We start from the raw sequence: 25,681 nt of genomic DNA, 5'->3' as shown, positions 1-25,681 counted from the left end.
CAGAGCAGGGGTTCAGGGCTGGCTGTGCCATCCCGCCAGCAATCCTGGGAGCTCCGTCAGGCTGCGAATCTCTGCATCCGGCGCATGGTCGGCGTCCCAGGCCTTGCCTGCCGGGTTGAACCACACCGCGCGCAGGCCGGCCTGTTGGGCGCCGGCGATGTCATCGCCCGGATGATCGCCAATGTGCACGGCGGTTTGCGCCGTAGCGCCGCCGCGCTGCAAGGCTTCGTGAAACAGCCGGGCGTCAGGTTTGGCGATGCCGATGTCTTCGGCGCACAGGGCGAACTTGAAATAATCCGCCAACCCCAGGCGACGCACATCGGCGTTGCCATTGGTGACCACGCCGAGGGCGAAATGGTTGGCCAGGATTTCCAGGGTGGGCTGCACCTCAGGAAATATCTCCAGTTGATGGCGGGCGTGCAGGAACGTCTCGAACGCCTGGTCCGCCAGCTCCGAGGCTTGCCACTGGTCATAGCCGGCTTCCTGCAATGCCCGGAACAGCACCCGCCGGCGCAACGCACTGATGCGGTGCTTCAGGCCAGGCTCTTCGCGCAGCACTTGCTCGCGAATAGAGAACAGGTGCTCCACCGGCACGCCGCCCAGGTTCGGTGCGTTGTCGGTCAGCCACTGGCGTAATACGGCTTCGGCGCTGGCGATCACCGGGGCGGTGTCCCACAGGGTGTCGTCGAGGTCGAAGGTGATGAGCTCGATGGTCATGATTCGTCGCCCTTGATACGTTTGGCCCTGGGGTGGGCACTGTCATAGACCGTCGCCAGGTGCTGGAAGTCCAGGTGGGTATAGATCTGTGTGGTCTTGATGTCCGAGTGGCCGAGCAGCTCCTGGACGGCGCGCAGGTCCTGGGACGACTCCAGCAGATGGCTGGCGAAGGAATGCCTGAGCATGTGTGGGTGCAGGTTCTGCCCCAGTTCGCGTTCGCCAGCCGCCTTGACTCGTACCTGGATCGCCCGTGGACCGAGGCGCCGCCCCTGTTGGCTGACGAACACCGCGTCGTCGGCAGGGTTGGTGAGCGCCCGCAGCGGCAGCCACAGCTCCAGGGCTTCGCGGGCCTTGCGGCCGATGGGTAGCAGGCGGGTCTTGCTGCCTTTGCCGAGCACTTGGACCATGCCGTCGGCCAGGTCCAGTTGATCCAGGTTCAGCCCTGTCAGCTCCGAAAGCCGGAGGCCGGAAGAATAGAACAGTTCGAGAATCGCCTGGTCTCGGCGCGCCAGGAAATCATCCTCGACGGCGCCTTCAAGCAGTTGCAGGGCGCGATCGGTGTCGAGGGTTTTCGGCAAGCGGCGTTCGCCCTTGGGCGGTGCCAGGCCAGTGGCTGGATCGTGATCGCAGAGGCCTTCGCGGTTGAGGTAGTGGTACAAGCCGCGCACCGCCGACAACAATCGCGCCAGGCTGCGGGAGGATTGCCCCTGTTGATGCAGGCGTGCAATCAGGCTGCGCAGACGCTGGATGTCCAGCGCCGACCAACTGTCGATGCTCTGCTTCTGGCACCAACCCAGGACTTTTTCCAGATCGCGGCGATAGGCCGACAGCGTGTGGGGCGACACCTGGCGCTCACTGCGCAAGTGTTCGCAGTAGGCGTCCAGTTGCCGTTCCATCCTCAGCGTACCGAGCGCAGAGAGCCGGCAACCCGTGGCAGTACCCGGCCGGTGACCTCGGCGATGTAGCTCAGGAACAGCGTGCCCACCGAACTCTTGTAGTGCTGCGGATCGCGGCTGGCGATAGCCAGCACGCCATGCACGCCCTGGTGGGCGATGGCGACGACGGCGGTGGAGCCGATCTGCTTGCGCTGTTCTTCGCCGAACAGGAAGTCCAGTTCATGCTCGCGCAGGCTGCCACTGACGCTTTTGTTTTCCGTGAGCAGGCCGCCGATGGCGGTCTGTGCATCGGCGTGAGTCACCCAGCGGCCCACCGGCATGGCGTTGTCACCGAACAGGATCAGGCTGACGAAAGGCACCTGGAAATCCTGGCGCAGGCTGTCTTCGACGCTCATCACCAGGTCTTCGAGGGTACTGGCGTCCATCAGGGCCAGGATCAACCGTCGGGTCTTGTCGAAGAGCCGATCATTGTCGCGGGCCACGTCCATCAGGTGGGAAAGACGATGGCGCATCTCGATGTTGCGCTCGCGCAGGATTTTCATCTGGTGTTCCACCAGCGACACGGTGTCGCCGCGCCGGTGGGGGATGCGCATCGCCGCAAGCAGTTCTTCGTGCGCGACGAAGAAGTCCGGATGGGCCTCCAGGTACGCGGCTACGGCCGCGGCGTCCGGAAGCGGGCTCGGGGATTCGTCGGGCTGTGGGGCTGGAACCTGTGGCTGGTCGGTCATGGGTTTGGCTCACTCAAAGACGAACTTGTCCTTCGTATACGCGTACTGCCGGGCCGGTCATCATCACCGGTTGGCCAGGGCCTGCCCATTCGATGGACAGGCGCCCGCCCGGAAGGTCGATCAACAATGGCGAATCCATCCACCCCTGACTGATCGCCGCGACGGCGGCGGCGCAGGCGCCGGTACCGCAGGCCTGGGTTTCCCCGGCACCGCGCTCCCAGACGCGCAATTGCGCACGGTGACGATCGATGACCTGCAGGAAACCGACATTCACCCGCGCGGGGAAGCGCGGATGATGTTCTATTTTCGGCCCCAGTTCATGCACCGGCGCGCTGTTGATGTCGGTGACCCGCAGCACGGCGTGGGGGTTGCCCATGGACACTGCTGCCACTTCCACCGTATCGCCATCGACTTCCAATGGATAGCTCAAGGCCTGGGCCGGCGCTTGGAATGGAATGTCCGCCGGTACCAAGCGTGGAGCGCCCATGTTGACGCCGATCTGGCCGTCGCTACGCACATCCAGTTCGATGATGCCGCTTTTGGTCTCGACGCGAATCTGCCGCTTGGCGGTCAGGCGCTTGTCCAGTACGAAGCGGGCAAAGCAGCGCGCGCCATTACCGCATTGCTCTACTTCCGAACCGTCGGCGTTGAAGATCCGGTAGCGGAAATCCACGTCCGGGTTGTTGGGTGCCTCGACGATCAGCAGTTGGTCGAAACCGATACCGGTGTGCCGATCCCCCCATTGCTTGGCGTGCTTGGGCAGGATATGCGCGTGCTGGCTGACCAGGTCAAGGACCATGAAATCATTGCCCAGGCCGTGCATCTTGGTAAAACGCAGCAGCATGGTTTTACTCCGGCAGCAGGCTTTCGCCGGCAAACAACTCGGCTACCGTCTCGCGGCGACGCACTTCGAATGCCTGATCACCGTCCACCAGCACCTCGGCGCAACGGCCGCGGGTGTTGTAGTTGGAACTCATGACAAACCCATAGGCACCGGCCGAATGCACAGCCAGCAGATCGCCTTCTTCCAGCGCCAGCTCCCGGCCCTTGGCCAGGAAGTCGCCGGTTTCGCAGATCGGCCCGACGATGTCATAGCTGCGGGCGGCGGTGTTGCGAGGGCATACCGCGGTCACGTCCATCCACGCCTGGTACAGCGCCGGGCGGATCAGGTCGTTCATGGCCGCGTCGACGATGGCGAAATCCTTGTGCTCGGTGTGCTTGAGGTATTCGACCTGGGTCAGCAGCACGCCGGCATTGGCGACGATGTAGCGGCCCGGTTCGAACATCAGCGCCAGGTCACGCCCTTCGAGGCGCTCGCGCACTGTCTTGATGTAGTCGGCCACCAGGGGCGGCTCTTCGTCGCGGTAGCGCACGCCGACACCGCCACCCAAATCGATATGACGCAGGTAGATGCCACAGTCGCCGAGGCGGTCGACCAGTGCCAGCAGGCGGTCGAGGGCATCGATGAAGGGTTCCAGGGTGGTCAGTTGCGAGCCAATGTGGCAATCGACGCCCAATACTTCCAGGTTCGGCAGTTGGGCGGCGCGCACGTACACGTCTTCGGCGTCGGCAATGGCGATGCCGAACTTGTTTTCCTTGAGGCCGGTGGAGATGTACGGATGGGTGCCGGCGTCGACGTCCGGGTTCACGCGCAGGGAGATCGGCGCGCGGACACCCAGCTCGGCGGCGACGACTTGCAGGCGCTCCAGCTCATCGGTGGATTCGATGTTGAAGCAGTGCACACCGACTTCCAGGGCACGGCGCATGTCTTCGCGGGTCTTGCCGACACCGGAGAACACGATCTTGTCGGCGCTGCCGCCGGCAGCCAATACGCGTTCGAGCTCACCGCCGGAGACGATGTCGAAACCGGCGCCCAGGCGCGCCAGGACATTGAGCACACCCAGGTTGGAGTTGGCTTTTACGGCGAAGCACACCAGGTGCGGCATGCCGGCGAGGGCATCGGCGAAAGTCCGGTACTGGGCTTCGATATGGGCGCGGGAATAGACATAGGTCGGCGTGCCGAAACGTTCGGCGATCGCGGACAGGGCAACCCCTTCCGCGAACAGCTCCCCGCCACGGTAGTTAAAAGCGTCCATGGCGTTCCCTTAGTAAGTGGTGTGGGTGTCGTGCGCGTGGGATTTGGCTTGCGACGACTTGGCCTGCTCTTCAGGGGACTTGCTGTCATCAGGCAGGTACAGCGGACCTTTTTGACCACAGGCTGTCACAAGGCAGGCAACCGCGACGAGCGCAGCAAGGGAAGAGATCAGGCGCTTCATGGCGAAATCCTTGAAAATGCGTTAATTGCGCCGGAGTATACCGGCCACCCGGCAGATTGCCTATGCAACGGGGCTCCCGTCCGACCGGCCACCCGGCATTTGGCGGCGCCGGTAGTCGTCGGTCGGTATATCCTTTGCAATCATCGAGACGCGCCCGTATCTTGCGGCGCTTGAGCATGAGCAGACATTTTCGAGGTTGCCGCAATGAGTTTGACTGAAGCCCGTTTCCACGATCTGGTCGATAGCACCCAGCAGACGTTGGAGGATGTGTTTGACGAAAGTGGCCTGGATATCGACCTGGAAAGCTCCGCCGGAGTGCTGACCGTCAAGTTCGAGAACGGCTCCCAGTTGATCTTCAGTCGCCAGGAGCCGTTGCGGCAGTTGTGGCTGGCGGCGGTGTCCGGTGGATTCCACTTCGACTACGACGAGGAAAGCGAGCGCTGGATGTGCGACAAGAGCGAAGAGCAACTGGGCGAGATGCTCGAGCGCATCGTCAAGCAGCAGGCTGATGTCGAACTCGATTTCGAAGGCCTTTGATCGCGTGAGCCAGACCGTGCCGGCGCGGCCGCCCAAGCCGCTCTACAGTAATGTCAGCCCGGCGGTGCCGTCGCCGTGTACCAGCGTGTGCAAGCTGGACGAGCAGAGAGTCTGCCTTGGCTGTTTCCGTCATGTGGAGGACATCCGCGAATGGCGCTCGGCCGATGATGAGCGCCGGCGGGTCATCTGTGCCGAGGCGCTCAAGCGCCAATCCCGGTAGGAGCTGCCGGAGGCTGCGATCTTTTGATTTTGATCTTTGGGGGCTTTCGCTTAGTACTCAATTGTCTGGGGCAAGATCGCAGCCTCGTTGCACTCGTCAGCTCCTACTGTTAGTGTCCGGCTACGCCTCAACTCATCGAGGCCCGTGAAAACCCCGCCTTTTTGTGGCGGGGTTTTGCTTTTTTTGTGCAGAAGAAAGGAGTCTGCCAGGATCATGACCGCACCTACCATCACCCTTACCCGTCTGGACGTACAGCGTCTGGAGCGCCTGATCGACAGCCTTGATGAAACGCTGCCGGGCGTGATTGCGTTGCAAACCGAGCTGGATCGCGCCGAGAACGTGGTGGGCCACGATGAAGTGCCCGCCGATGTCGTGACCATGAACTCGCGTGTGCACTGCCGCGAAGAAAGCAGTGGCAAGGACTATCACTTGACCCTGGTCTACCCACAGGACGCGAATGCCGATGAAGGCCGGATCTCGATCCTCGCCCCGGTGGGCAGCGCTTTGCTGGGTTTGAAGGTCGGCCAGCATATCGACTGGCCAGCCCCGGGCGGCAAGACGTTGAAGCTGACGTTGCTGGGCGTGGAGTACCAGCCTGAAGCGGGCGGCGACTTCCACCTCTGAACCCGTCAGACCAAGGCCAGCGCCTCGTTCAGCGCGCTTTCCAGGTCGGCCTTGTAGCGCAGGTACAAATTACTTGAACAGGCGCTGTCACCTACCAGGCCGGAGAGGTCCAGGTCGGTGATGTAGCAGCGATAGCGTTGGGTCTCGCGGCGTTGCCCGACAATCTCCCTGGCGACCACGCTGAACAACTGGTCGCCATGCTCCAATTCCGAAAACTCCTGCTGATCGCAATACAGGGTGACGTGCACCTGGCCGTGCGCGGCTTTGCCAATGATTGCCTGTACGTCGTAGAACGGTTTGTTCACCGGCGTCTGCGGTGCCTGCCGCGCTTCGATCCGCCGTGCTCGTCCACTGCCTGAGGGCAGAAGCTGGTAATACAGGGTTTCCAGGGTCAACGGCTGGGTGGCATCCATCGGCAACAGAGCGTCGCGGCGGTACAGCACCGATTGCAAAAAGCGCTGCAGGGGAACCAGCAGGCTGTGTTCGTCGTGATAAGGCAGGCGCTGTTGCCACAAGGCGTTAAGCTCATCGAGCACGTATAGCTCGGCCTCATGCTCGCTGACCCGGTAGAACACCTGGATGCACTCGGGCTGGCCCATGGGCAGGACCAGCGCCAGGTCGTGGTCTTCCAGGGCCATCGGGTCCAGCTGCAGCGGGCTATAGGCCGTCAGTTCCTCGCCGAGGTAATCGATCAGCGCCGACAGGCTGCCAAGCGCCACGTGATTGACCTGGCCGGGCATCAGTTCCAGCACGTGATAGTGCTGCTGGACCTGTAGCAGATAGCGGTAATTGAGCCGGCTCAACAGCAGGGTCTGGGCCGTTTCGAAGACTTCTTCGACCCGTCGCGCAATGAACTGGGCGCGGTTGTGGCAGAAGCAGCGTACCCGCAAGCGCGGCTGGCGCTGTGTGGCGGGCAAATCGTTGAGGTAGTCGCGCAGGCAATCGAGCAGGGCGTGCTCACCGTCGAAACGGTTGACCAATACTTCGTTCCAGCTGTTGAGCGTGACCTGGTCGAGGGTCAGTACCAGATTCTCCCGCACCCCGGCGTAGCTCAGGGAGTCGGTACGCTCGGTGGTCATCAGGATATTCAGGTCGCGGTGATGCTTGAGCGGGTCGACGCCGACGTTTACCAGAATCAGCACTTCGCTGGGGACGCTGGCGCGCAGCAACTGCTCTTCATCCACCGTGACCAGGGGCAGGGCGACGGACTGTTGCAGGCTGCCCAGCAGATTGAACAGCTCGAACTCGCTGAGGTCGCTTTCCCCGGGATGCAGCGCCAGGCGCGTGCTGCTGTCGATCACGCCGTTGCGATGGCTCCAGGTCAGCAGCTCCAACAGCTCGCGGCTGCGCTTGATTGGCGCGAAGTTCTCCCACTCCAGGGCGTTGAGGCTGCCGTTATACAAGCCCCACTGGTTCTGCCCCGGCTCTTTCTTGTTGGGTGACTGGACCAGGGTCAGGGTGTCTTCGGCCAAGTCCGGGGCAATGCCGGGGTTGATGAACTCGACCTTGTCGGCCTTGCGTTCGAAGGCGGCATACAGCCGCCTGCCAAGCACGTTGAGGTCGCGCCTGTTGATCAGGCTGACGGTTTTCTCGGTGCGGGCAAACTGGGTCAGGAAGCGGTAGCTGTAGGTCAGTTCATTGACCAGCGCCCGGCGTTCGTGGCTGACCTGGCGCACCTTCCATTGGCTGCGACTGTCCAGTAGTGCCAGTTGACGCTGGTCCCAGCCCCATTCCCGGGCCAGGCGTTCGAGCAATACCCGTTGCCAGCCGCCGCTGCGCGCCGTCTGGCCGGTGAGTTTGCGATTGACCTTCAAGTACAGCGCCCGGCGGATCAACTCCAGGCGTTCGGGTTCACCCCGGGCGTTGAGGTATTCCTCGAGGCGGCGATAAACCACCATGTACGGGTCCAGCTCTTCCAAGTCCAGGCGATTGGCAAACACGGCCTGTTTGAAGCGCAGGCTCAGGCAGTGCACGTTAGGGTGTTCGCTGGCATATACCTCGGTCAGCAGCAGCTTGAGCACCGACTTGTAGGGCGATTCGATGCCTTTGAACAGCTGCCAGAGCCCAGCGCCGATGAATTCCCCGGCCGGGATGTAGGCCAGGTGCCCCAGGTCCAGGGTTTCATCCGCGCGGATGAAACGCTTGGAGATCAGGGTATGAATGTATTGTTCATAGTTGTCTTCTTCGTAGACTGGTACCAGCCACCAGATGGGCGTGCGCCCGGCCAGCCAGATCGCGGTTCGGTAGAACTCGTCCAGCAACAGGTAATGCTGGGTCGTGCCGCAATCGTCGGAACTGAGCTGGTTGTCCCGTTCGCCCCGTACGAAACGTGCCGGGTCGATCAGGAAAAAGTGTGCCTCGGCGCCCTGGGTCGCGGCCCAGGCCTCCAGCAGTTGGCATTTCTTACGCAGCTCGTCCAGTTCCTCGTCGCTCAGGTCCGGACCGTGGCAGACCCACACATCCATGTCGCTCTGATCGGCCTGGGCCAGCGTGCCGAGGCTGCCCATCAAGAACAGGCCGAGAATCGGGCGCGGCGGGTTGCTGCCGTGGCGTGGTTTGTAAGAAAACGAACGGGTCAGTCGCTGGGCTTCGGCCAGGACGCTGGCGTCAGGCTCATAATTCGACAACCCGGCAGGCGTGCTGCCCGAGACGTAGCCGGGCAGCAGTGGATGGTTGACGTGGAAAAACAGCGGTAGCAGCGTCAACACGCTTTGCTGGCGGGTCGACAGGCCTTCCAGGGCACGTTCCATCCGCACACTGTTGAGCTTGAGAAAACGTGCACGCAACTGGCTCAGGACCTTGCGGTCGATTCCCTCGTCCAGATCGGGGCGTATTTCGTGATTGCGGGTCATGTCAGCTCAAACCGGCTCGCGGCGTCGAACGTGGGAGATCACAGGTAATGGCAGTTTAGCGTCCGAGCTACGGAATTCTTAAGCTGAAAGTCGGCTTTTGACGTCAGAATCTTTTCGCAGGGCGCCTGCGGAAATCTCGATGAAGGAGATTTCCGTGGGCGGCAGGGGAGAGTCAGGCGGTTTCTTGAACGCTGAGTATCGTCAGAACGGTTTGTATGTTTTGTGCGGCATCGCGCCCCAGGCTGGTCAGATAACCACCGTCGGGTTGGTCGATCAGTTCTTTCTCGTACAGGCGTTGGGCGGCGGCAATGGCTTTCGGGGCAGCGGTCTGATGAATTTTCAGGCCTTCCTGGGAACTGTCCAGGTTGAAGAGTGCAAGGATTTCCAGTTCGGCAACCAGCTCAGGGGTAAGCGACATAAGGACTCCAGACTTTCTAGGAATTTGGACGATAGCGTCACTAAGGTGAGCGCACTCGGCCGGGCTGTCCAGTGTCAGTGGCATGCTTTTTTTGTTTAAAGCGATTCTTTTGTGGCGAGCGAGCTTGCTCCCGCTCGGCTGCGCAGCAGTCGTCAAGCTATTGGGGCCGCTTCGCGCCCCAGCGGGAGCAAGCTCCCTCGCCACAAGAGCGGTTCAGTTCTTTTCCGGCGGCAACTCAGGCAAGGCGCGCAAGGCGGCTTCGTACCACTGGGTATTGAACGGGCGATCTTCTTCCAGGATCGCATCGATCTCCACCGCCAGCACATGGGCCATCAGGTTGAGAATGTCTTCGCGCTCATAACCCACCAGGGTCAGCTTGTTGAGCGTGGCCTTGGCCGCTGGCGGGTTATCGTTTTCGATCTGGTTTTCGATGGCCTGGATCAGCGTGTTCTCGACGAATTCTTCTTCGTCGCTGTCGATGTCGGTTGGCTCGCTCATGGCAGGCTCCTGTGAGAAAGGCCGCCAGTTTACCTGCATTCAGCGACCTGATGCGCCTGGCAAGAAATGCCTCGACGGTCTATAACCCAAGGCTGCCAACCCCACACGGCCTGGAGGCATGGGTAATGCTCAAGCTTTATGGTTTCTCTGTCAGTAATTATTACAACATGGTCAAGCTGGCACTGCTGGAGAAGGGCCTGCCCTTCGAAGAAGTGCCGTTCTACCCCAACCAGACCCCCGAAGCGCTGGCCATCAGCCCTCGCGGGAAGGTGCCGGTGTTGAAAACCGAACAAGGGTTTGTCAACGAAACCAGCGTGATCCTCGAATACATCGAGCAAACCCAGCCAGGCAAGGCCCTGCTGCCCAGTGACCCGTTCGAGCGCGCCCGGGTCTTGGCCTTGTGCAGGGAAATCGAGCTATACATCGAGCTGCCAGGGCGGGCCTGCTACGGCGAGGCATTTTTCGGCATGTCAGTGGCTGAGGCCATCAAGGAAAAGACCAGGGCCGAATTGCTGCTGGGGGTCGCCTCGCTTGGCAGGCACGGCAAATTCTCGCCCTACGTGGCGGGCGATAACTTGAGTATTGCTGATCTGTATTTCTTCTACAGCGTATCGCTGGCCCGCCAAGTAGGCAGGAAGCTGTTCGATATCGACCTGCTGGCAGACATGCCGGCGGCCCAAGCGCTGATGGAAAGGTTGGAGCAAAACCCGCACGTGCAGCGGATTGCGGCGGACAGGGAAGCGGCGATGCCGGCATTTTTGGCGATGATCGCGGCCAAGAAGTGAGTTTTTTAGTGTTCTGAAGGACGCTTTCGCGAGCAAGCCCGCTCCCACATTGGATCTTTATCTGTTCACAAATGTGTGACCACTGAAGATCCTGTGGGAGAGAGCTTGCTCGCGAAGCTTTTAGCTTTTAGCGACTGGCGAGCAACGCCTGGCCGCGCACCACGGCAGCCTTGACCTGCGCCGGTGCCGTGCCGCCAATATGGTCGCGGGCATTGACCGAACCTTCCAGGGTCAGCACCGCGAACACGTCCTGTTCGATCTGGTCGCTGAACTTGCGCAGCTCGTCCAGGCTCATTTCCGCCAGGTCCTTGCCACTGTCCACGCCGTACTTAACGGCATGGCCGACGATCTCGTGGCAGTCGCGGAACGGTAGGCCACGGCGTACCAGGTAATCGGCCAGGTCGGTGGCGGTGGAGAAGCCGCGCAGGGCCGCTTCGCGCATCACAGCGTGCTTGGGCTTGATGGCCGGGATCATGTCGGCGAAGGCACGCAGCGAGTCGCGCAAGGTGTCGGCGGCGTCGAACAGCGGTTCCTTGTCTTCCTGGTTGTCCTTGTTGTAGGCCAGCGGCTGGCCTTTCATCAGGGTCAGCAGGCCCATCAGGGCGCCGAACACCCGACCGCTCTTGCCCCGAACCAGCTCCGGCACGTCGGGGTTTTTCTTTTGCGGCATGATCGAGCTGCCGGTGCAGAAGCGGTCCGGCAGGTCAATGAATTGGAATTGCGCGCTGGTCCACAGCACCAGTTCTTCGGAGAAGCGTGACAGGTGCATCATCGCGATGCTCGCGGCGGCGCAGAATTCAATGGCGAAATCACGGTCAGACACGTTATCCAGCGAGTTGCCGCCCACGGCGTCGAAGCCCAGCAGTTGCGCGGTGTATTCGCGATCGATCGGGTACGTGGTGCCTGCCAACGCGGCGCTGCCCAGGGGCATGCGGTTGGTGCGCTTGCGGCAGTCGACCAGGCGTTCGTAATCGCGGCTGAGCATTTCGAACCAAGCCAGCATGTGATGCCCAAACGTTACAGGTTGAGCGGTTTGCAGGTGGGTAAAGCCCGGCATGATGCTCTCGGCCTCACGCTCGGCTTGCTCCAGCAGGCCTTTTTGCAGGCGGGTGATCTCGGCCAGGATCAGGTCGATTTCATCGCGCAGCCACAAGCGGATGTCGGTGGCTACCTGGTCGTTGCGGCTGCGACCGGTGTGCAGCTTCTTGCCGGTTACGCCGATGCGATCGGTCAGGCGTGCTTCGATGTTCATGTGCACGTCTTCAAGGTCGACGCGCCAGTCGAACTGGCCGGCCTCGATTTCACCCTGGATGGTCTTCAGGCCATCGATGATGCTGTCGCGCTCGGCATCGGTCAGTACGCCGACCTTGGCCAGCATGGTGGCGTGGGCGATCGAACCCATGATGTCGTGGCGATACAGGCGCTGGTCGAAGTTGACGGAGGCGGTGAAGCGGGCGACGAAGGCGTCGACGGGTTCACTGAAGCGGCCGCCCCAGGACTGATTGGTCTTGTCAGTGCTCATGAATTCGCTCGTGATCGGCTGAAGAAAAAATAGCGGTTAAAGGCTGCGGCGGATGATAGCAGGGTTGTCGGGGCTGGCGCTGGCACTGGTCGGCAGGTTTTTTGTCCACAACCCGAGCATTTAATGAGGCTTTTTGCGCAACGATATTTTCCGATTGAGCAATATCGTCGCGGCAACCGTCTACAGTGGACGGTAGGACTTTTGCTTTTTCCATCCATGGCGCATCGGACGAACAGAAAAAGGGGGGAGCTCATAGTGGTCAGGTCGAGTGTTAACAATCCCTACGGCGACGCCGTGCGACAACAGGCCTCGAGCATCTATCGGCAGGCGCTGGTAAAGATAGGCAACCGCCTCGCGGCACTTTTTGGCCCTCGAGCGAGTCTTAGCGTGGATCGCGGTGACGGATGTCACTTCCCCTGTCTACGCTATCCTTGTGCGAGACTCACGCAGGAATCCAGCGCAATATGAATGTCCTGATCGTTGATGACGAACCACTGGCCCGTGAGCGCCTGAGCCGAATGGTCGGCGAACTCGAGGGTTACAGTGTCCTGGAGCCGAGCGCCACCAATGGCGAAGAGGCATTGGCCCTTATTGACAGCCACAAGCCGGATATCGTGCTGCTCGATATTCGCATGCCGGGCCTGGATGGCTTGCAGGTCGCGGCGAAGCTGTGTGAGCGAGAGTCGCCGCCCGCCGTGGTGTTCTGTACCTCTCGGGACGACTTTGCGCCCGAACTCCTGCAGGCCGGCGCGGTGGGCTATCTGGTCAAGCCGATCTCTGCCGAGGCGCTGGTTGAAGCCTTGCGCAAGGCTGAGCGGCCCAACCGGGTGCAACTGGCGGCGCTGACCCGTCCGGCAGCCGAAAGTGGCAGCGGCCCGCGCAGCCACATCAGTGCGCGTACCCGCAAAGGCATCGAACTGATCCCGTTGAACCAGGTGGTCTACTTCATTGCCGACCATAAATACGTGACCTTGCGCCATGAGAGTGGCGAGGTTCTGCTGGACGAGCCGCTCAAGGCCCTTGAAGACGAGTTCGGCGAGCGCTTTGTGCGCATCCACCGCAACGCCCTCGTGGCCCGAGAGCGAATCGAGCGTTTGCAACGCACGCCCCTGGGACACTTCCAGCTGTTTCTCAAAGGCCTCAATGGCGATGCCTTGATTGTCAGTCGGCGCCATGTGGCAGGTGTGCGCAAGATGATGCAGCAGCTTTAGCTCAGCGCTGATCGCACTTGCACACTTCATTCCAGGACATTGACGGCCAGGGAGGCCTTGGGGTCGTGATTCAAATCAAAGCGGTTTTGACTGAGCTGTTATTATCCGCCGTATCTTTTAAGTACGGATTGATCCATGTCCCCTCGCGAGATTCGCATCGCCACCCGTAAAAGTGCCCTGGCCCTCTGGCAGGCCGAGTACGTCAAAGCCCGTCTGGAAGCTGCCCACCCCGGCCTGATCGTGACGCTGGTGCCCATGGTCAGTCGTGGCGACAAGCTGCTGGACTCGCCGCTGTCGAAAATCGGCGGCAAGGGCCTGTTCGTCAAGGAACTGGAAACCGCGCTGCTGGACCAGCAAGCCGACATTGCCGTGCATTCGATGAAAGACGTGCCCATGGACTTCCCCGAAGGCCTGGGCCTGTTTTGCATCTGCGAACGCGAAGATCCGCGCGATGCCTTCGTCTCCAATACGTTTTCCAGCCTTGAAGCTCTGCCAGCCGGGAGTGTGGTCGGCACCTCCAGCCTGCGCCGTCAGGCCCAGTTGCTGACCCGCCGTCCGGATCTGCAAATCCGTTTCCTGCGCGGCAACGTCAACACTCGCCTGGCCAAGCTTGACGCCGGTGAGTACGACGCGATCATCCTCGCCGCCGCTGGCCTGATACGCCTGGGCTTCGAAGCGCGCATCACCTCGGCCATCAGCGTCGACGACAGCCTGCCGGCTGGTGGACAGGGCGCGGTGGGCATCGAGTGTCGCAGCGCCGACAGCGATATTCAGGCCCTGCTGGCACCGCTGCACCATGAAGACACCGCCACGCGGGTGTTCGCCGAGCGAGCCCTCAACAAACATCTCAATGGCGGTTGCCAGGTGCCCATCGCCTGTTACGCCGTGCTGGAAGGCGAGCAGGTCTGGTTGCGTGGCCTGGTGGGCGATCCGAACGGTGGCCGGCTGCTCAGCGCCGAGGCCCGGGCGCCGCGTCGCGATGCCGAGGCGTTGGGTGTACGCGTGGCCGAAGATCTGCTCGGCCAGGGCGCCGATGAGATTCTCAAGGCGGTCTACGGCGAGGCCGGCCACGCGTGACGGGCTGGCGACTGCTGCTCACCCGGCCGGCGGACGAGTCGGCGGCGCTGGCGGCTGTCCTGGCTGAAGCGGGGATCTTCAGCAGTAGCTTGCCGTTGCTGGACATCGAGCCGATCCCGGTGTCCGATGCCGAGCAGGCGATCCTGCGAAGGCTGGACCAGTACTGTGCGGTGATCGTGGTCAGCAAACCCGCCGCACGCCTGTGTGTCGAGCTGCTGCGTCAATACTGGCCCCAGCCTCCAGACCAACCTTGGTTCAGCGTGGGCGCGGCGACCGGACAGATCCTCGCTGATGCCGGCCTCACTGTGTTTTTTCCCGACAACGGCGATGACAGCGAAGCCTTGCTGGAACACTTGGTGCTGCGCCAGGCGGTCGCGCGGCCCGATCCCAAGGTTTTGATCGTGCGGGGCGAGGGCGGACGTGGCTTGCTGGCAGAGCGTTTGCGCGAGCAAGGTGCTAGTGTCGATTATCTGGAATTGTACCGACGCGGCCTGCCGCACTATCGCGAAGGTGAGTTGCCAGCGAGGGTTGCGGCGGAACGCTTGAACGCCCTGGTGGTCAGCAGTGGGCAGAGCTTCGAGCATTTGCAGCGGCTGGCTGGCGACGCGTGGCCCGCTCTGGCGCGGTTACCGTTGTTTGTTCCAAGCCCGAGGGTTGCCGAGATGGCGCGTGCCGCCGGGGCCCGAACAGTTGTGGATTGCCGTGGCGCCAGTGCCGCGGCTTTGCTGGCGGCGTTACGGGAACAATCCGTGCCGTTTTCTAATGCAAAGGATGGATACGTGAGCGAAACAGCCTTGCCAAAAGAAGATCAAGACCAGCCAGCGATCGTTGCGCCGGTTGAAAACCCGGTTCCGATGGCGCCGCGTCACAGCAACGGGCTGGCCATTGTCGCGTTGTTGTTGGGGGCTGCCGGCGTGGCCGTGGGTGGCTGGGGTGTGTGGCAGGTGCGTCATCTGCAAGCCAATAACCAGCAGCAGTCCTCCCAGGTCCAGGCGCTCAATGATCAGGCCCAGACCCTCAAGCTCAATGAACAACGCTTGAGTGAACGGCTGGCGCAGTTGCCGCCGGCCGAAGAGCTGGAGGAGCGGCGGCGTCAGGTCGCCCAGTTGCAGGGCGACCAGCAACGCCTGAACCAGCGCCTGGAAACTGTGCTCGGTGCCAGCCGCAAGGACTGGCGCCTGGCTGAAGCCGAGCATCTGTTGCGCCTGGCCAGCCTGCGTCTCTCCGCCCTGCAAGACATCAGCAGTGCCCAGGCACTGGTCCAGGGCGCTGACGAAATCCTGCGTGAGCAGAACGATCCAGGCTCGTTCGCTGCCCGTGAGCAACTGGCCAAGTCCCTCGCGGCGTTGCGCAGCACCGAACAGCCGGATCGCACCGGGCTATTCCTGCAACTGGGGGCCCTGCGTGATCAGGTGTTGCAACTCAGCGAGTTGGCACCCGAATACAAGGACCGTGGTGAATCCCTGCTGGGCCTGACCGCCGATGGCGATGGTGCCAGCCGTTGGGCGCAGTGGTGGGATCAGATCTCGCGCTATATCCGCATCGATTTCAATGCTGACGAGAACGTCCGTCCACTTCTGGCCGGGCAGAGCTTGATGCAAGTACGCCTGGCGTTGAGTCTGGCGCTGGAGCAAGCACAATGGGCCGCCCTCAACGGTCAGGCAGCGGTCTACACCCAGGCACTGACCGAAGCGCGCGATGTGCTCAGGAACAACTTCAATCAGGACAATCCGCAAAGCAAAGTCATGCTCGAGCGAGTGTCTGAGCTGAGCAAGCAACCGGTCACGGTGGTCACGCCAGACCTGACGGGCACCCTGAGCAGCGTCCAGGCTTACCTCGAACGCCGCAACCTGAATGTCGAAGAGTCGGTCAAGCCGCTGCCCAAATCGGGTGAGCAGGGAGGCGCGCCATGAAACGTCTCTACGTGATTCTGTTCGTGGTCATCGCTGCCGCCGCGTTGCTGGGCGTGGCGATTGCCGAGCATTCGGGTTACGTGCTGGTGGCGTACAAGAACTTTCGTTACGAAGCCGGCCTGTGGGTCACCCTGGCGCTGGTGGCGGTGCTCTGGCTGCTGTGGCGAGGTGTGAGCGCCTTGATCGGGCTGGTGACCACCTCTGGCGGCGTGGTCAACCCATGGTCGCGGCGCAACCGCAGTCGTCGTGTGCAAGTGGCAATCGAGCATGGTCAACTGGACCTGGCCGAAGGTCGCTGGGCCAGCGCCCAACGGCACTTGCATCGCGCCGCTGAAGCCGAGCGTCAACCATTGCTGTATTACCTCGGCGCGGCCCGTGCGGCCAATGAGCAAGGTCTTTACGAGCAGAGCGACAGTTTGCTGGAACGTGCCCTGGAGCGTCAGCCCCAGGCAGAACTGGCCATTGCGCTGACTCACGCACAACTGCAGACGGACCGTGGCGACACCGACGGCGCATTGAGCACGTTGCAGGCCATGCATGAACGCCATCCCCATAACGCCCAGACCCTGCGTCAGTTGCAGCGCCTGCATCAGCAGCGCGGCGACTGGTCGGCGGTGATTCGGCTGTTGCCGGAACTGCGCAAGGACAAAGTCCTGCCAGCCAGTGAACTGACTGAACTTGAGCGCCGGGCGTGGGGCGAAAATCTCACACTGGCGGCCCATCGTGAAGAAGACGGTAGCGTCGGCTTGCAGTCGCTCAATCGTGCCTGGCAACAACTGACCTCGGCGCAGCGTCAGGAGCCAGCGCTGGTACTGGCCTATGCCGAGCAACTGCGGCAGCTAGGGGCCCAGGTCGAGGCTGAAGAGGTGCTGCGAGCCGCGCTCAAGCGTCACTACGACAGTCACCTGGCGCGCCTGTACGGGTTGGTCCGCGGCAATGATCCGAGTCGACAATTGCAGACGGCCGAAAGCTGGCTCAAGGATCATCCGGCCGATCCGAGCTTGCTGCTGACCCTGGGGCGCCTGTGCCTGCAGAACAGTTTGTGGGGCAAGGCGCGCGATTATCTGGAGAGCAGTTTGCGGGTCCAGCGCAACCCCGAAGCTTGTGCCGAACTGGCGCGGCTGCTGGCACAACTGGGCGATGCCGAGCGCAGCAATCAGTTGTTCCAGGAAGGCTTGGGGCTATTGGACGAGCGTCTTCTCGCCGCGCCTTTGCCGGTCCCGGCTCAGGTCTTGTCCACTTGAGATGGGTATGAGTCGTTCTTGAAAATGGAATGAATCATTGTGGCGAGGGCACTCGCCACAATGTCCACCCCCCTGTTCCCAGTTCAGACAGGTGCCGCCCTTGAGCCAGCGGTTGCGAATACCGGTCCGGTTTAGGGGCTTTGGCAATGCCGTCAGTAAAGTCCTACAGCTGACTGCGCGCAATCCCCTCGTGCCTGTCGGGAATTCCCTACACCCTTGGTGAAGTGTCTGCCCAGGCCCGCCTTGAAAGGCCCGAGGGCTTTCCTCTACCGTAACTGCTTGTCTCTTTTGTTACGGAACCGCCATGCCTTTGGCCAGCTCACGCTTCTTGTTTCTCATGGCTTCCATCGCCGCAGCCCTGGCTTTGGGCATCGCCAGCTATCTGGAATATGCAGTCGGACTGACACCTTGCAGCCTGTGTGTTTTGCAGCGGTTGTGTCTGCTGCTGTTCCTGGTGAATAGCCTCGTGGCCTGCGTACACGGCCCAGGCCAAAGAGGCAGCATTGGCTACGGGGTGATGGGGTTGGTTTTCGCGTCGGGGGGCATGACCCTGGCATGGCGCCAGGTTCTGGTGCAGAGCGCATCTTTCGAGTCGCTACCTGATTGTATTGCGCAGCAGCAGAGGGCGGATTCCTGGTGGTGTGCCGTGCATCGCGTCCTCGACGGTGCGGTGGACTGCGCGAACATCACTTGGACGTTGTTCGACCTGAGCATCCCTGAGTGGAGCCTGTTGTTTTTTCTTGCGGTGTCCAGTGCGATGACCTATCTGCTGCTGCGCCTTGTCTGGAATGCTCTGGTACGACCGCTCAGCGGCGATACGTCGCAGCTGGTCCGGGCCTTGGATTAAACACTTGTATGAACTTTATCTCCTGCGTACCTTGAAGCGGTTGTCGTGCGGGCATAATCTGGCCCGCACGTGTTATTGGAATTGTGCCGCTCGATCATGTTGTGTCTGGCTTGTCCCTGATCATTTCAGGCGTATGCAGGCTGCGAGGGGCATGACTCACAAGGGAAGAAATCACCATGCTCGAAAGTTGTCAGAATGCTCAGGAACGCTGGGGTGGGGTGCATCTGCTGATCGACCGCTGGTTGCAGGAGCGTCGCGAGCTGATTCGGGCCTATGATGCCCTCGGCGACAAGCCTGAAGCGCTGGGCGAAAGCCGCAAGCCGTTGCAGGAATTTTGCGGCGTGCTGGTCGACTATGTGTCTGCCGGCCATTTCGAGATCTACGAACAACTGACGGGCGAGGCCAAGGCCTTCAACGACAAGCGTGGCCTGGAGCTCGCCGAGCAGATCTACCCGCGCATCGACGTCATTACCGAAAAGCTGCTGGCGTTCAACGACCTTTGTGATGAAGGCAAGTGCGTCGCGGAAAAATTCAAAGAGCTGGGCGGCTTGCTGCACGAGCGTTTCGAACTGGAAGACTGCCTGATCGAAGTGCTGCACAACGCTCACAAGGAAGAGGCTGCGGTCCAGGCCTGAGGGGCTCGCGGTAATAAAAAACGGTGCGCATTTGCGCACCGTTTTTCGTTTGGGGCCGCGTCAGGTCGTCGCGCCCAGCAACTCGATTTCAAACACCAGTGGCGTGAAGGGCGGGATCACATCCCCAGCACCTTCGGCGCCATAAGCCAGGGTCGAAGGAATCACCAGTCGCCACTTCGCGCCGACCGGCATTTGCGGCAACGCGCTGCGCCAACCGTCAATCACACTGTCGAGGCTGAACCACTGCGCCTGGCGGTTGGAATCGAATACGGTGCCGTCTGGCAACCGACCGATATACAGCACCTGGACCTTGCCGTGCGGACCGGCCTTGGCGCCGTGGCCCGGCTTGAGCTCGGTCAGCAGGATGCCGTCTGCCAGTTGCTGGACGCCGGGTCGGTTTTTTTCCTCGTTGAGAAATCTCTGTTCCGTCTTCAATGCGACTTCGACCTGCGGTGTCGTCGACTGCGCCGTCAATTGCGCCTGATGCGCGGCCAGGATCTGTTCGATGCGCTCGTCCTTCAGGGCCAGCGGCTTGCCCAGATAGGCCTGCTGCAGGCCTTCGAGCAAGGCTTGGATCTGCAGGTCGGGCATGTCCTGGCGCAGGCGTTCACCCAAGCTCGCGCCCAGGCTATAAGCCAGATCGTGGGCATCGTTTGCATTGGTTTTTTCAACAGCCTGGGCCATGGAGCAAACCATGCACAGGCATAAAAACAGGTGACGCGACATGTGTGCTCTCCGGCCTCGAATCGAGGAATTATGCCAGTGCCGATCTCTATAAAGGTGGATTGACGGGGCACTGGCGCAGAAGATTTTTCGTCTCTTGCAACGCAACGTCTTATGTAGTGTCAACATGCCCTAGCGGCGGTTGTAGCAGAGGTCTAGTATGAGCCGCACTTACGTCAGTCAGGAGGTAAACCATGTCGGCCACCAAGAAGCCTGTAAACACTCCGTTGCACTTGCTCCAACAACTTTCGGGCAGCTTGCTCGAACATTTGGAAAACGCCTGCTCCCAAGCCCTGGCTGATGCTGAAAAACTGCTCGCCAAGCTGGAAAAACAACGCGGCAAAGCACAGGAAAAACTGCACAAGTCGCGCACTAAACTGCAAGACGCAGCCACCGCTGGCAAGGCCAAGGCACAAGCCAAGGCCAAAGATGTCGTGAAAGAACTCGAAGACCTGCTCGATGCCTTGAAGGATCGTCAGTCCGAAACCCGCACCTATATCCTGCAACTCAAGCGTGATGCCCAGGAAAGCCTGAAGCTGGCCCAAGGCGTTGGTCGCGTGCAGGAAGCTGCGGGCAAGGCGCTGACGCTTCGTGCTGCCAAGCCTGCTGCTGTATCGGCCAAGAAACCGGCTGCTAAACCTGTCGCGGCAAAAGCACCGGCCAAAGCGGCGGCTAAACCAGCCGTGAAAGCGCCGGCCAAAGCAGCGGCTAAACCTGCTGCCAAGTCGGTCGCTGCCAGCGCTGCCAAACCAGCGGCAAAAAAACCAGCCGTCAAAGCTGCCGCCAAGCCAGCGGTAAAAACGGCCGCCGCTAAGCCGGTTGCTGCCAAGCCTGCTGTGAAAGCTGTCGCCAAGCCTGTCGCTAAAACCGCCGCTGCCAAACCCGCAGTTGCGAAAACCGCCGCGGCCAAACCTGCGGCTAAAGCGGCTGCAAAACCTGCCGCCAAACCCGCTGCGGCGAAGCCAGCTGCCAAGCCTGCGGCAACCAAAACTGCTGCTGCCAAACCAGCTGCTGCCAAGCCTGCTGTGAAAGCGGCGACCAAACCAGCTGCTGCCAAGCCTGCTGTGAAAGCAGCGGCCAAACCAGCTGCTGCCAAAGCTGCAGCTAAACCCGCGGCCAAACCAGCTGCGGCAAAACCTGCCGCCAAGCCAGCTGCCGTGAAGCCGGCCGCTGCAAAACCTGCAGCCAAGCCGGCTGCAAAACCTGCCGTGAAAAAGCCAGCGGCCGCAAAACCTTCGACTGCGCCAGCCGCCAAGCCTGCGACATCGACATCGACTTCGACTCCGGCGCCGACCGCGACACCTGCTCCAACCGCCAGCACTTCGGCTCCGGCGACCAGTCCATCCGCCTCCGCTGTGTCGAGCACCAGCACCCCAACCAGCGCTTCCTAAGTGCCGGACACCGCGACGCGCAGCTGATGCAGCGCGTCGCGGTTCACTGGTTCGGCACTCGCCGCCAGCCCTTGCAGCCATTGCGCTGAACCTGTCTGTTGTTCTCCAGGCCAATTCTCGGTCGTCGCCTGCAAGCGCTCCAGCAAGCGCTGTTCGGCGTCCAACTCCAGTTTCTTGACCTGCTCGCGCAAGCTATGCAGTGCTGTGTCTTGAAGGGCACGGGCTTTCCATTGGCTACGAAGCGTGCGCAACGGCTTTACCACCTCTGTATCCCAAGGCTCCGCCAGTTGTCGAAGCTGTTGCAGCCTCTGTTCATTGCAGGCCACGCCACGCTGTTCCAGCCACAGGCCGCAAAGCAACAGGCAGACATTGGCACCAGCCTTCTGTAGCACCAGGCAGGCCGGCTCCACGCCGGGCTTGGCATAGAGGTCGAGGGAAAAGCTCCACAGGTCAGGGGACATCGTGCTACTCGCGCCAGTTGTGAGCGAAGCTGGTAGACTCCGCCGCCATTATGATCCGACTTCAGAACCTGACTTTACAGCGTGGCCCGCAACGTCTGCTAGAAGACGCCGAGCTGACCCTGCACGCCGGCCACAAAGCTGGCCTCATCGGTGCCAACGGCGCTGGCAAATCGAGCCTGTTCGCCCTGCTACGGGGCGAACTGCACCCGGACTCGGGCGATTGCTTGCTGCCGGCCGATTGGCGTATCGCCCACATGCGCCAGGAGGTCGACACCCTCGAGCGCCTGGCCGTGGACTACGTGCTCGACGGCGACCTACGCCTGCGCCAGGTTCAACGCGACCTGGCCGCCGCCGAAGCGGCCCACGACGGTGCCGCCCAAGCCCGTCTGCATTCGGAGCTCGACAGCGCCGACGGTTACACCGCCGATGCCCGCGCGCGCAAATTGCTCGCTGGCCTGGGTTTTACCAATGAACAGATGGACCGTCAGGTCGGGGATTTCTCCGGTGGCTGGCGGATGCGCCTGAACCTGGCGCAGGCGTTGATGTGCCCCTCGGATTTACTGCTGCTCGATGAACCGACCAACCACTTGGACCTCGACGCCATCATCTGGCTCGAAGACTGGCTCAAGAGCTACCCCGGCACATTGTTGCTGATATCCCACGACCGTGACTTCCTCGACGCCGTGGTCGATCACGTAGCCCATGTCGATCAACGCAAGCTGACCTTGTACCGTGGTGGCTACAGCGCCTTCGAGCGCGCTCGTGCCGAACGCCTGGCCCAGCAACAGCAGGCCTACGAGAAGCAGCAGGCGCAGCGTGCGCACATGGAAAGCTACATCGCCCGCTTCAAGGCCCAGGCCACCAAGGCCCGCCAGGCCCAGAGCCGGATCAAGGCGCTGGAGCGGATGGAGGAGCTGTCTGCGGCCCATGTCGATTCGCCGTTTGATTTTGTCTTCCGCGAATCGACCAAGATTTCCAGCCCGCTGATCGACCTGTCCGATGCGCGCCTGGGTTATGGCGACAAGACCGTGCTGGAGAAGGTCAAGCTGCAACTGACCCCCGGTGCGCGGATCGGCCTGCTCGGCCCCAACGGTGCCGGTAAGTCGACCCTGATCAAAAACCTCTCCGGTGAACTCGAGCCTCTGGCCGGGCGCCTGACCCGGGGCGAAAACACTGTGGTCGGCTACTTCGCCCAGCATCAACTCGACTCCCTGGATTCCAAGGCCAGCCCGCTGTTGCATCTGCAACGCCTGGCGCCGACCGAGCGCGAGCAGGTCCTGCGCGATTTCCTCGGTGGTTTCGACTTCCGTGGCGCGCGCATCGACGAACCGGTGCTGAATTTCTCCGGCGGTGAAAAGGCGCGCCTGGCGCTGGCGTTGATTGCCTGGGGCCGGCCGAACCTGTTGCTGCTCGACGAACCGACCAACCACCTCGACCTGGAAATGCGCCTGGCCCTGACGATGGCCTTGCAGGAATTCAGCGGGGCAGTGCTGGTGGTGTCCCACGATCGGCATTTGCTCAAGAGCACCACGGACAATTTCTTCCTGGTGGCCGACGGCAAGGTCGAAGAGTTCGACGGCGACCTGGAAGACTACGCACGCTGGCTGGTGGAGTATCGCCAGCGCAACGCCCCTGTCAGCACCACGCCCGTCAACCCGGACAAGACCGACAAGAAGGCCCAGCGCCAAGCCGCAGCGGCGTTGCGTCAGCAGTTGGCACCGCACAAGCGCGAGGCCGATAAGCTCGAAGTCGAACTGGGCAAGCTGCATGAAAAGTTGCAGAAAATCGAAACCAGCCTTGGCGACAGCGGTCTGTACGAGGCAGCGCGCAAGGACGAGTTGCGCGATCTGTTGGCCGAGCAGGCCAGGCTGAAGGTTCGGGAAGCGGAGCTTGAGGAGGCGTGGATGCAAGCCTTGGAGTTGCTGGAAAACCTGCAAGCGGAGCTGGAGGCATTGTCCTGATGGAAGCGTTGGCGTTGCCTGTCCCTGTCATGTGGATCGAGCCGATCTGGCTCGGTGTGCAAATCCTGTTGATTCTGTTGGCCGGTTATGTCGCGCAACGGGTCGTGGCACGGACTCTTACAGGCCTGGGTGAGCGTTACCCGTTCCCACCCCAGTTGGTCATTATCCTGCGGGGCATACTGCGCTGGTTGATCATGGGCAGCGCGGTGCTGGTGGTGCTCGAACGCCTCGGTGTCTCGGCCACGGTGCTGTGGACTGCGCTGTCGGGTTTCGTCGCGGTGGCCGCGGTGGCGTTCTTTGCCATTTGGAGCGTGTTGTCGAACCTGTTGTGCGCCGTCTTGATCTACACCGTCGGCCCGTTTCGCCTGGGGGATGTGGTCGAGCTGGTGGACACTACTGACAAGCCCGGCATCAAGGGGCGCGTGGTGGCGATCAACCTGTTGTACACCACGTTGATCGAACCCGAGGAGCTCGGCACTGGCAGCGCCATGGTACAGGTGCCCAACAGCCTGTTCTTCCAGCGCTCGGTGCGGCGCTGGCGTGGTAGCGAGGCCTTTCCGGTCGGCGGCCTCGTCGAATAAGCAGGCCTTGGCCGATGGGCTGTCTTTGCAAAATAGCGGTAGTCAACTGCGCGGCGGCGCATTAGCTTAGTCGTTTCGACGAATCTGAGCCGAGGTGTGCAATGGTGCTGGAAACATGGCTGGCGTTTTTTGCCGCATGTTGGGTGATCAGTCTTTCCCCAGGCGCCGGTGCAATTGCATCGATGTCCAGTGGCTTGCGCTACGGTTTTTGGCGCGGTTACTGGAATGCCCTGGGCCTGCAGCTGGGCCTGGCGTTGCAAATCGTGATTGTCGCCGCCGGTGTTGGCGCGATCCTCACCGCATCGGCTACCGCGTTCTATGCGATCAAATGGTTTGGTGTGGCCTATCTGGTTTACCTGGGTATCAAACAGTGGCGAGCCATCCCCGGCGATATCAGTGATGAGGCCGTCGTGCGGCCTATCGGCAATCCATTGGCACTGGTGTTTCGCGGCTTGCTGGTGAACATCAGCAACCCCAAGGCTCTGGTGTTCATGTTGGCAGTGCTGCCGCAGTTCATCGATCCCCATGCACCCTTGGTCAAGCAATACCTGATCCTGGGCGTGACCATGATCTGCGTCGACCTCATCGTCATGGCCGGGTACACCGGGCTGGCGTCCAAAGTCCTGCGCCTGCTGCGTACCCCGCAACAGCAACGGCGGATGAACCGTACTTTTGCGGGCCTGTTCATCGGTGCGGCAGGTTTTCTGGCGACGATTCGCAGGGCTGCGGTGTAAAAACCGACTTTCACACAACACCTGTGGTGAGGGAGCACGCTCCCTCGCCACAAAGGCTTCCAGGTATCTACCCAGTGATGTGACTCAGCGCAGGATCACCGGCGCGCTATCGCGCGGCAGATTGTTGCGCTGTGCTGGCTCGCGGGGTTGTTCGTAGCTCGGGCCGCCGAGTTGCTCGCTCAGTTGCTGCGCTACGTCCTCACCCAAGGCCTTGGACACATCGCGCACGACCCGTGGCCGGTTGAGGCTGATGTGCACGTCACGGTGGTTCAACAGCTTGGTGTCCTGGCCTTCGCCCATGGCGGTGAAGGCCGAGGTGATTTCGTAGGTTTTGGTGTTGATCAGGCTGAAGTCCGCCACCAGGGTCAGCGCCAGCACTGCCGAGTAGCTGTCGGTGTTGGCCAGTTCGTTGATATCGCGGGTGAAATCGATGTCCGACACCGTGCCAAACAGCACGTAATCGGCACCCTTGAACTGTCCAGCCTTGATGCGCTTGATCACGTCATAGACATCGCCCTTGGACGACGCAGTGTGCGGGGTGCCCTGCACCAGCTGGAACATTCCGCTGCGCAGGATCTCGCCCTTGATGTCACCGGTGAACTTGCGCAGCTCGCCTTGCTCGATGTAGCTGCTGGTGGCTTCCATTTCGTCGTAGCTCGACGAGGCGCTGGCGCTGTACGTGTTCGCCTGGAAGTTGCTCTGGGCGGAAACGGTGTGGATGTATTCCTCCACTCGTTCCTGGTACGCCAGGTCCGTCACCGCGACTTTTGGGGCCGCCTGGGCGCCGAACGCGCAGGCCAGGGCCATGATGCCGATCCATGTGCGCATGG

General features: G+C 61.6%; 28 protein-coding genes and 1 pseudogene. 15 read left to right on the top strand and 14 right to left on the bottom strand.

Annotated features, from left to right (window positions below):
* Positions 1-12: 12 nt before the first annotated feature.
* Genes SGN16_RS28360 through SGN16_RS28335 form a run of 6 tightly spaced genes read right to left on the bottom strand, consistent with a single transcriptional unit; the run spans position 13 to position 4,617 of the window.
* Positions 13-717, bottom strand: a complete 705-nt coding sequence (locus SGN16_RS28360; RefSeq protein WP_210641992.1) for an HAD-IA family hydrolase — start codon at positions 715-717, stop codon at positions 13-15.
* On the bottom strand, positions 714-1,613 hold the full coding sequence (gene xerC, locus SGN16_RS28355) for a tyrosine recombinase XerC (protein WP_210641991.1): 900 nt from the start codon (positions 1,611-1,613) through the stop codon (positions 714-716). The genes SGN16_RS28360 and xerC overlap by 4 nt, the downstream gene beginning before the upstream one ends.
* A gap of 2 nt (positions 1,614-1,615) precedes the next feature.
* Positions 1,616-2,341, bottom strand: coding sequence for a DUF484 family protein (locus SGN16_RS28350; RefSeq protein ID WP_335944658.1), 726 nt, complete (start codon positions 2,339-2,341; stop codon positions 1,616-1,618).
* A gap of 13 nt (positions 2,342-2,354) precedes the next feature.
* On the bottom strand, positions 2,355-3,185 hold the full coding sequence (dapF, locus tag SGN16_RS28345; RefSeq protein WP_210641989.1) for a diaminopimelate epimerase: 831 nt from the start codon (positions 3,183-3,185) through the stop codon (positions 2,355-2,357).
* Positions 3,186-3,189: 4 nt separating this feature from the next.
* Complete coding sequence (gene lysA / locus SGN16_RS28340) at positions 3,190-4,437, bottom strand: diaminopimelate decarboxylase (RefSeq protein WP_335944657.1); 1,248 nt, start codon at positions 4,435-4,437, stop codon at positions 3,190-3,192.
* 9 nt (positions 4,438-4,446) lie between these two features.
* Positions 4,447-4,617 carry a lipoprotein gene (locus tag SGN16_RS28335; RefSeq protein ID WP_109752655.1) on the bottom strand — a complete coding sequence of 57 codons (171 nt, stop codon included), beginning with the start codon at positions 4,615-4,617 and terminating at the stop codon, positions 4,447-4,449.
* Between the two features lie 204 nt (positions 4,618-4,821).
* On the opposite strand from SGN16_RS28335, the gene cyaY reads away from it, so the two are divergent.
* The 3 genes from cyaY to rnk all read left to right on the top strand — a co-directional run bounded on the left by cyaY (position 4,822) and on the right by rnk (position 5,998).
* Positions 4,822-5,154 (top strand): iron donor protein CyaY, encoded by a 333-nt coding sequence (gene cyaY, locus SGN16_RS28330; RefSeq protein ID WP_135847740.1) that lies wholly within the window; start codon positions 4,822-4,824, stop codon positions 5,152-5,154.
* A 4-nt stretch (positions 5,155-5,158) separates the two neighbouring features.
* On the top strand, positions 5,159-5,374 hold the full coding sequence (locus tag SGN16_RS28325; RefSeq protein WP_335944666.1) for a DUF1289 domain-containing protein: 216 nt from the start codon (positions 5,159-5,161) through the stop codon (positions 5,372-5,374).
* Positions 5,375-5,587: 213 nt separating this feature from the next.
* On the top strand, positions 5,588-5,998 hold the full coding sequence (gene rnk, locus SGN16_RS28320) for a nucleoside diphosphate kinase regulator (protein ID WP_210641986.1): 411 nt from the start codon (positions 5,588-5,590) through the stop codon (positions 5,996-5,998).
* Positions 5,999-6,003: 5 nt separating this feature from the next.
* Here rnk and SGN16_RS28315 read toward each other — a convergent pair whose 3' ends face one another.
* From SGN16_RS28315 to SGN16_RS28305, 3 genes are all read right to left on the bottom strand, one after another.
* Entirely contained in the window at positions 6,004-8,850 is a 2,847-nt protein-coding gene (locus SGN16_RS28315; RefSeq protein WP_335944656.1) for a class I adenylate cyclase, read from the bottom strand.
* 172 nt (positions 8,851-9,022) lie between these two features.
* The gene (locus tag SGN16_RS28310) at positions 9,023-9,268 is read right to left on the bottom strand and encodes a TIGR02647 family protein (protein ID WP_210641984.1); all 246 of its coding nucleotides are present in this window, start codon (positions 9,266-9,268) and stop codon (positions 9,023-9,025) included.
* A gap of 213 nt (positions 9,269-9,481) precedes the next feature.
* A complete protein-coding gene (locus SGN16_RS28305; protein WP_335944655.1) occupies positions 9,482-9,766 on the bottom strand; it encodes a hypothetical protein in 285 nt (94 codons plus the stop codon).
* Positions 9,767-9,891: 125 nt separating this feature from the next.
* On the opposite strand from SGN16_RS28305, the gene SGN16_RS28300 reads away from it, so the two are divergent.
* A complete protein-coding gene (locus tag SGN16_RS28300; protein ID WP_335944654.1) occupies positions 9,892-10,551 on the top strand; it encodes a glutathione S-transferase in 660 nt (219 codons plus the stop codon).
* Positions 10,552-10,678: 127 nt separating this feature from the next.
* Here SGN16_RS28300 and argH read toward each other — a convergent pair whose 3' ends face one another.
* Together argH and SGN16_RS28290 are read right to left on the bottom strand one after the other, a co-directional pair.
* Positions 10,679-12,073 (bottom strand): argininosuccinate lyase, encoded by a 1,395-nt coding sequence (gene argH / locus SGN16_RS28295; protein ID WP_025216090.1) that lies wholly within the window; start codon positions 12,071-12,073, stop codon positions 10,679-10,681.
* Positions 12,063-12,287 carry a hypothetical protein gene (locus SGN16_RS28290; RefSeq protein ID WP_210641981.1) on the bottom strand — a complete coding sequence of 75 codons (225 nt, stop codon included), beginning with the start codon at positions 12,285-12,287 and terminating at the stop codon, positions 12,063-12,065. Before SGN16_RS28290 ends, argH begins: the two co-directional genes overlap by 11 nt.
* Positions 12,288-12,537: 250 nt before the next feature.
* Here SGN16_RS28290 and SGN16_RS28285 point away from each other — a divergent pair, with 250 nt between their 5' ends.
* The 7 genes and pseudogenes from SGN16_RS28285 to rsd all read left to right on the top strand — a co-directional run bounded on the left by SGN16_RS28285 (position 12,538) and on the right by rsd (position 19,000).
* A complete protein-coding gene (locus SGN16_RS28285; protein ID WP_210641980.1) occupies positions 12,538-13,284 on the top strand; it encodes a LytTR family DNA-binding domain-containing protein in 747 nt (248 codons plus the stop codon).
* Between the two features lie 135 nt (positions 13,285-13,419).
* On the top strand, positions 13,420-14,361 hold the full coding sequence (gene hemC, locus SGN16_RS28280) for a hydroxymethylbilane synthase (protein WP_335944653.1): 942 nt from the start codon (positions 13,420-13,422) through the stop codon (positions 14,359-14,361).
* Positions 14,358-15,104: pseudogene (locus SGN16_RS28275) on the top strand (uroporphyrinogen-III synthase); the annotation flags it as partial. The gene hemC and the pseudogene SGN16_RS28275, both read left to right, overlap by 4 nt.
* Before the next feature lie 36 nt (positions 15,105-15,140).
* Positions 15,141-16,274 (top strand): uroporphyrinogen-III C-methyltransferase, encoded by a 1,134-nt coding sequence (locus SGN16_RS28270; RefSeq protein WP_335944665.1) that lies wholly within the window; start codon positions 15,141-15,143, stop codon positions 16,272-16,274.
* Entirely contained in the window at positions 16,271-17,518 is a 1,248-nt protein-coding gene (locus tag SGN16_RS28265; protein WP_210641977.1) for a heme biosynthesis protein HemY, read from the top strand. Before SGN16_RS28270 ends, SGN16_RS28265 begins: the two co-directional genes overlap by 4 nt.
* 304 nt (positions 17,519-17,822) lie before the next feature.
* On the top strand, positions 17,823-18,365 hold the full coding sequence (locus SGN16_RS28260; protein WP_210641976.1) for a disulfide bond formation protein B: 543 nt from the start codon (positions 17,823-17,825) through the stop codon (positions 18,363-18,365).
* A 176-nt stretch (positions 18,366-18,541) separates the two neighbouring features.
* The gene (gene rsd, locus SGN16_RS28255; RefSeq protein WP_210641975.1) at positions 18,542-19,000 is read left to right on the top strand and encodes a sigma D regulator; all 459 of its coding nucleotides are present in this window, start codon (positions 18,542-18,544) and stop codon (positions 18,998-19,000) included.
* Between the two features lie 60 nt (positions 19,001-19,060).
* Here the strand turns inward: rsd and SGN16_RS28250 are convergent, their stop codons facing one another.
* Complete coding sequence (locus tag SGN16_RS28250) at positions 19,061-19,726, bottom strand: FKBP-type peptidyl-prolyl cis-trans isomerase (RefSeq protein ID WP_335944652.1); 666 nt, start codon at positions 19,724-19,726, stop codon at positions 19,061-19,063.
* Positions 19,727-19,917: 191 nt separating this feature from the next.
* Here SGN16_RS28250 and SGN16_RS28245 point away from each other — a divergent pair, with 191 nt between their 5' ends.
* Positions 19,918-21,114, top strand: coding sequence for an AlgP family protein (locus SGN16_RS28245; protein WP_335944651.1), 1,197 nt, complete (start codon positions 19,918-19,920; stop codon positions 21,112-21,114).
* Here SGN16_RS28245 and SGN16_RS28240 read toward each other — a convergent pair.
* Positions 21,111-21,575, bottom strand: coding sequence for a TIGR02444 family protein (locus SGN16_RS28240; protein WP_210641972.1), 465 nt, complete (start codon positions 21,573-21,575; stop codon positions 21,111-21,113). The two genes, SGN16_RS28245 and SGN16_RS28240, sit on opposite strands and share 4 nt — an antisense overlap.
* Before the next feature lie 50 nt (positions 21,576-21,625).
* On the opposite strand from SGN16_RS28240, the gene SGN16_RS28235 reads away from it, so the two are divergent.
* The 3 genes from SGN16_RS28235 (at position 21,626) to rhtB (ending at position 24,851) form a co-directional block, all read left to right on the top strand.
* Positions 21,626-23,536: an ATP-binding cassette domain-containing protein gene (locus tag SGN16_RS28235; RefSeq protein ID WP_210641971.1), complete on the top strand. Its 1,911-nt coding sequence runs from the start codon at positions 21,626-21,628 to the stop codon at positions 23,534-23,536.
* Positions 23,536-24,117, top strand: coding sequence for a mechanosensitive ion channel family protein (locus SGN16_RS28230; RefSeq protein ID WP_335944650.1), 582 nt, complete (start codon positions 23,536-23,538; stop codon positions 24,115-24,117). Before SGN16_RS28235 ends, SGN16_RS28230 begins: the two co-directional genes overlap by 1 nt.
* A 101-nt stretch (positions 24,118-24,218) precedes the next feature.
* Positions 24,219-24,851 carry a homoserine/homoserine lactone efflux protein gene (gene rhtB, locus SGN16_RS28225; protein ID WP_210641969.1) on the top strand — a complete coding sequence of 211 codons (633 nt, stop codon included), beginning with the start codon at positions 24,219-24,221 and terminating at the stop codon, positions 24,849-24,851.
* An 84-nt stretch (positions 24,852-24,935) separates the two neighbouring features.
* Here the strand turns inward: rhtB and SGN16_RS28220 are convergent, their stop codons facing one another.
* Positions 24,936-25,679 (bottom strand): penicillin-binding protein activator LpoB, encoded by a 744-nt coding sequence (locus tag SGN16_RS28220; RefSeq protein ID WP_335944649.1) that lies wholly within the window; start codon positions 25,677-25,679, stop codon positions 24,936-24,938.
* Between the last annotated feature and the right edge of the window lie 2 nt (positions 25,680-25,681).

This window comes from Pseudomonas sp. G166 (assembly GCF_037027455.2).
Classification (GTDB): Bacteria; Pseudomonadota; Gammaproteobacteria; order Pseudomonadales; family Pseudomonadaceae; genus Aquipseudomonas.
This window is presented reverse-complemented; position numbering and strand designations above follow the sequence as displayed.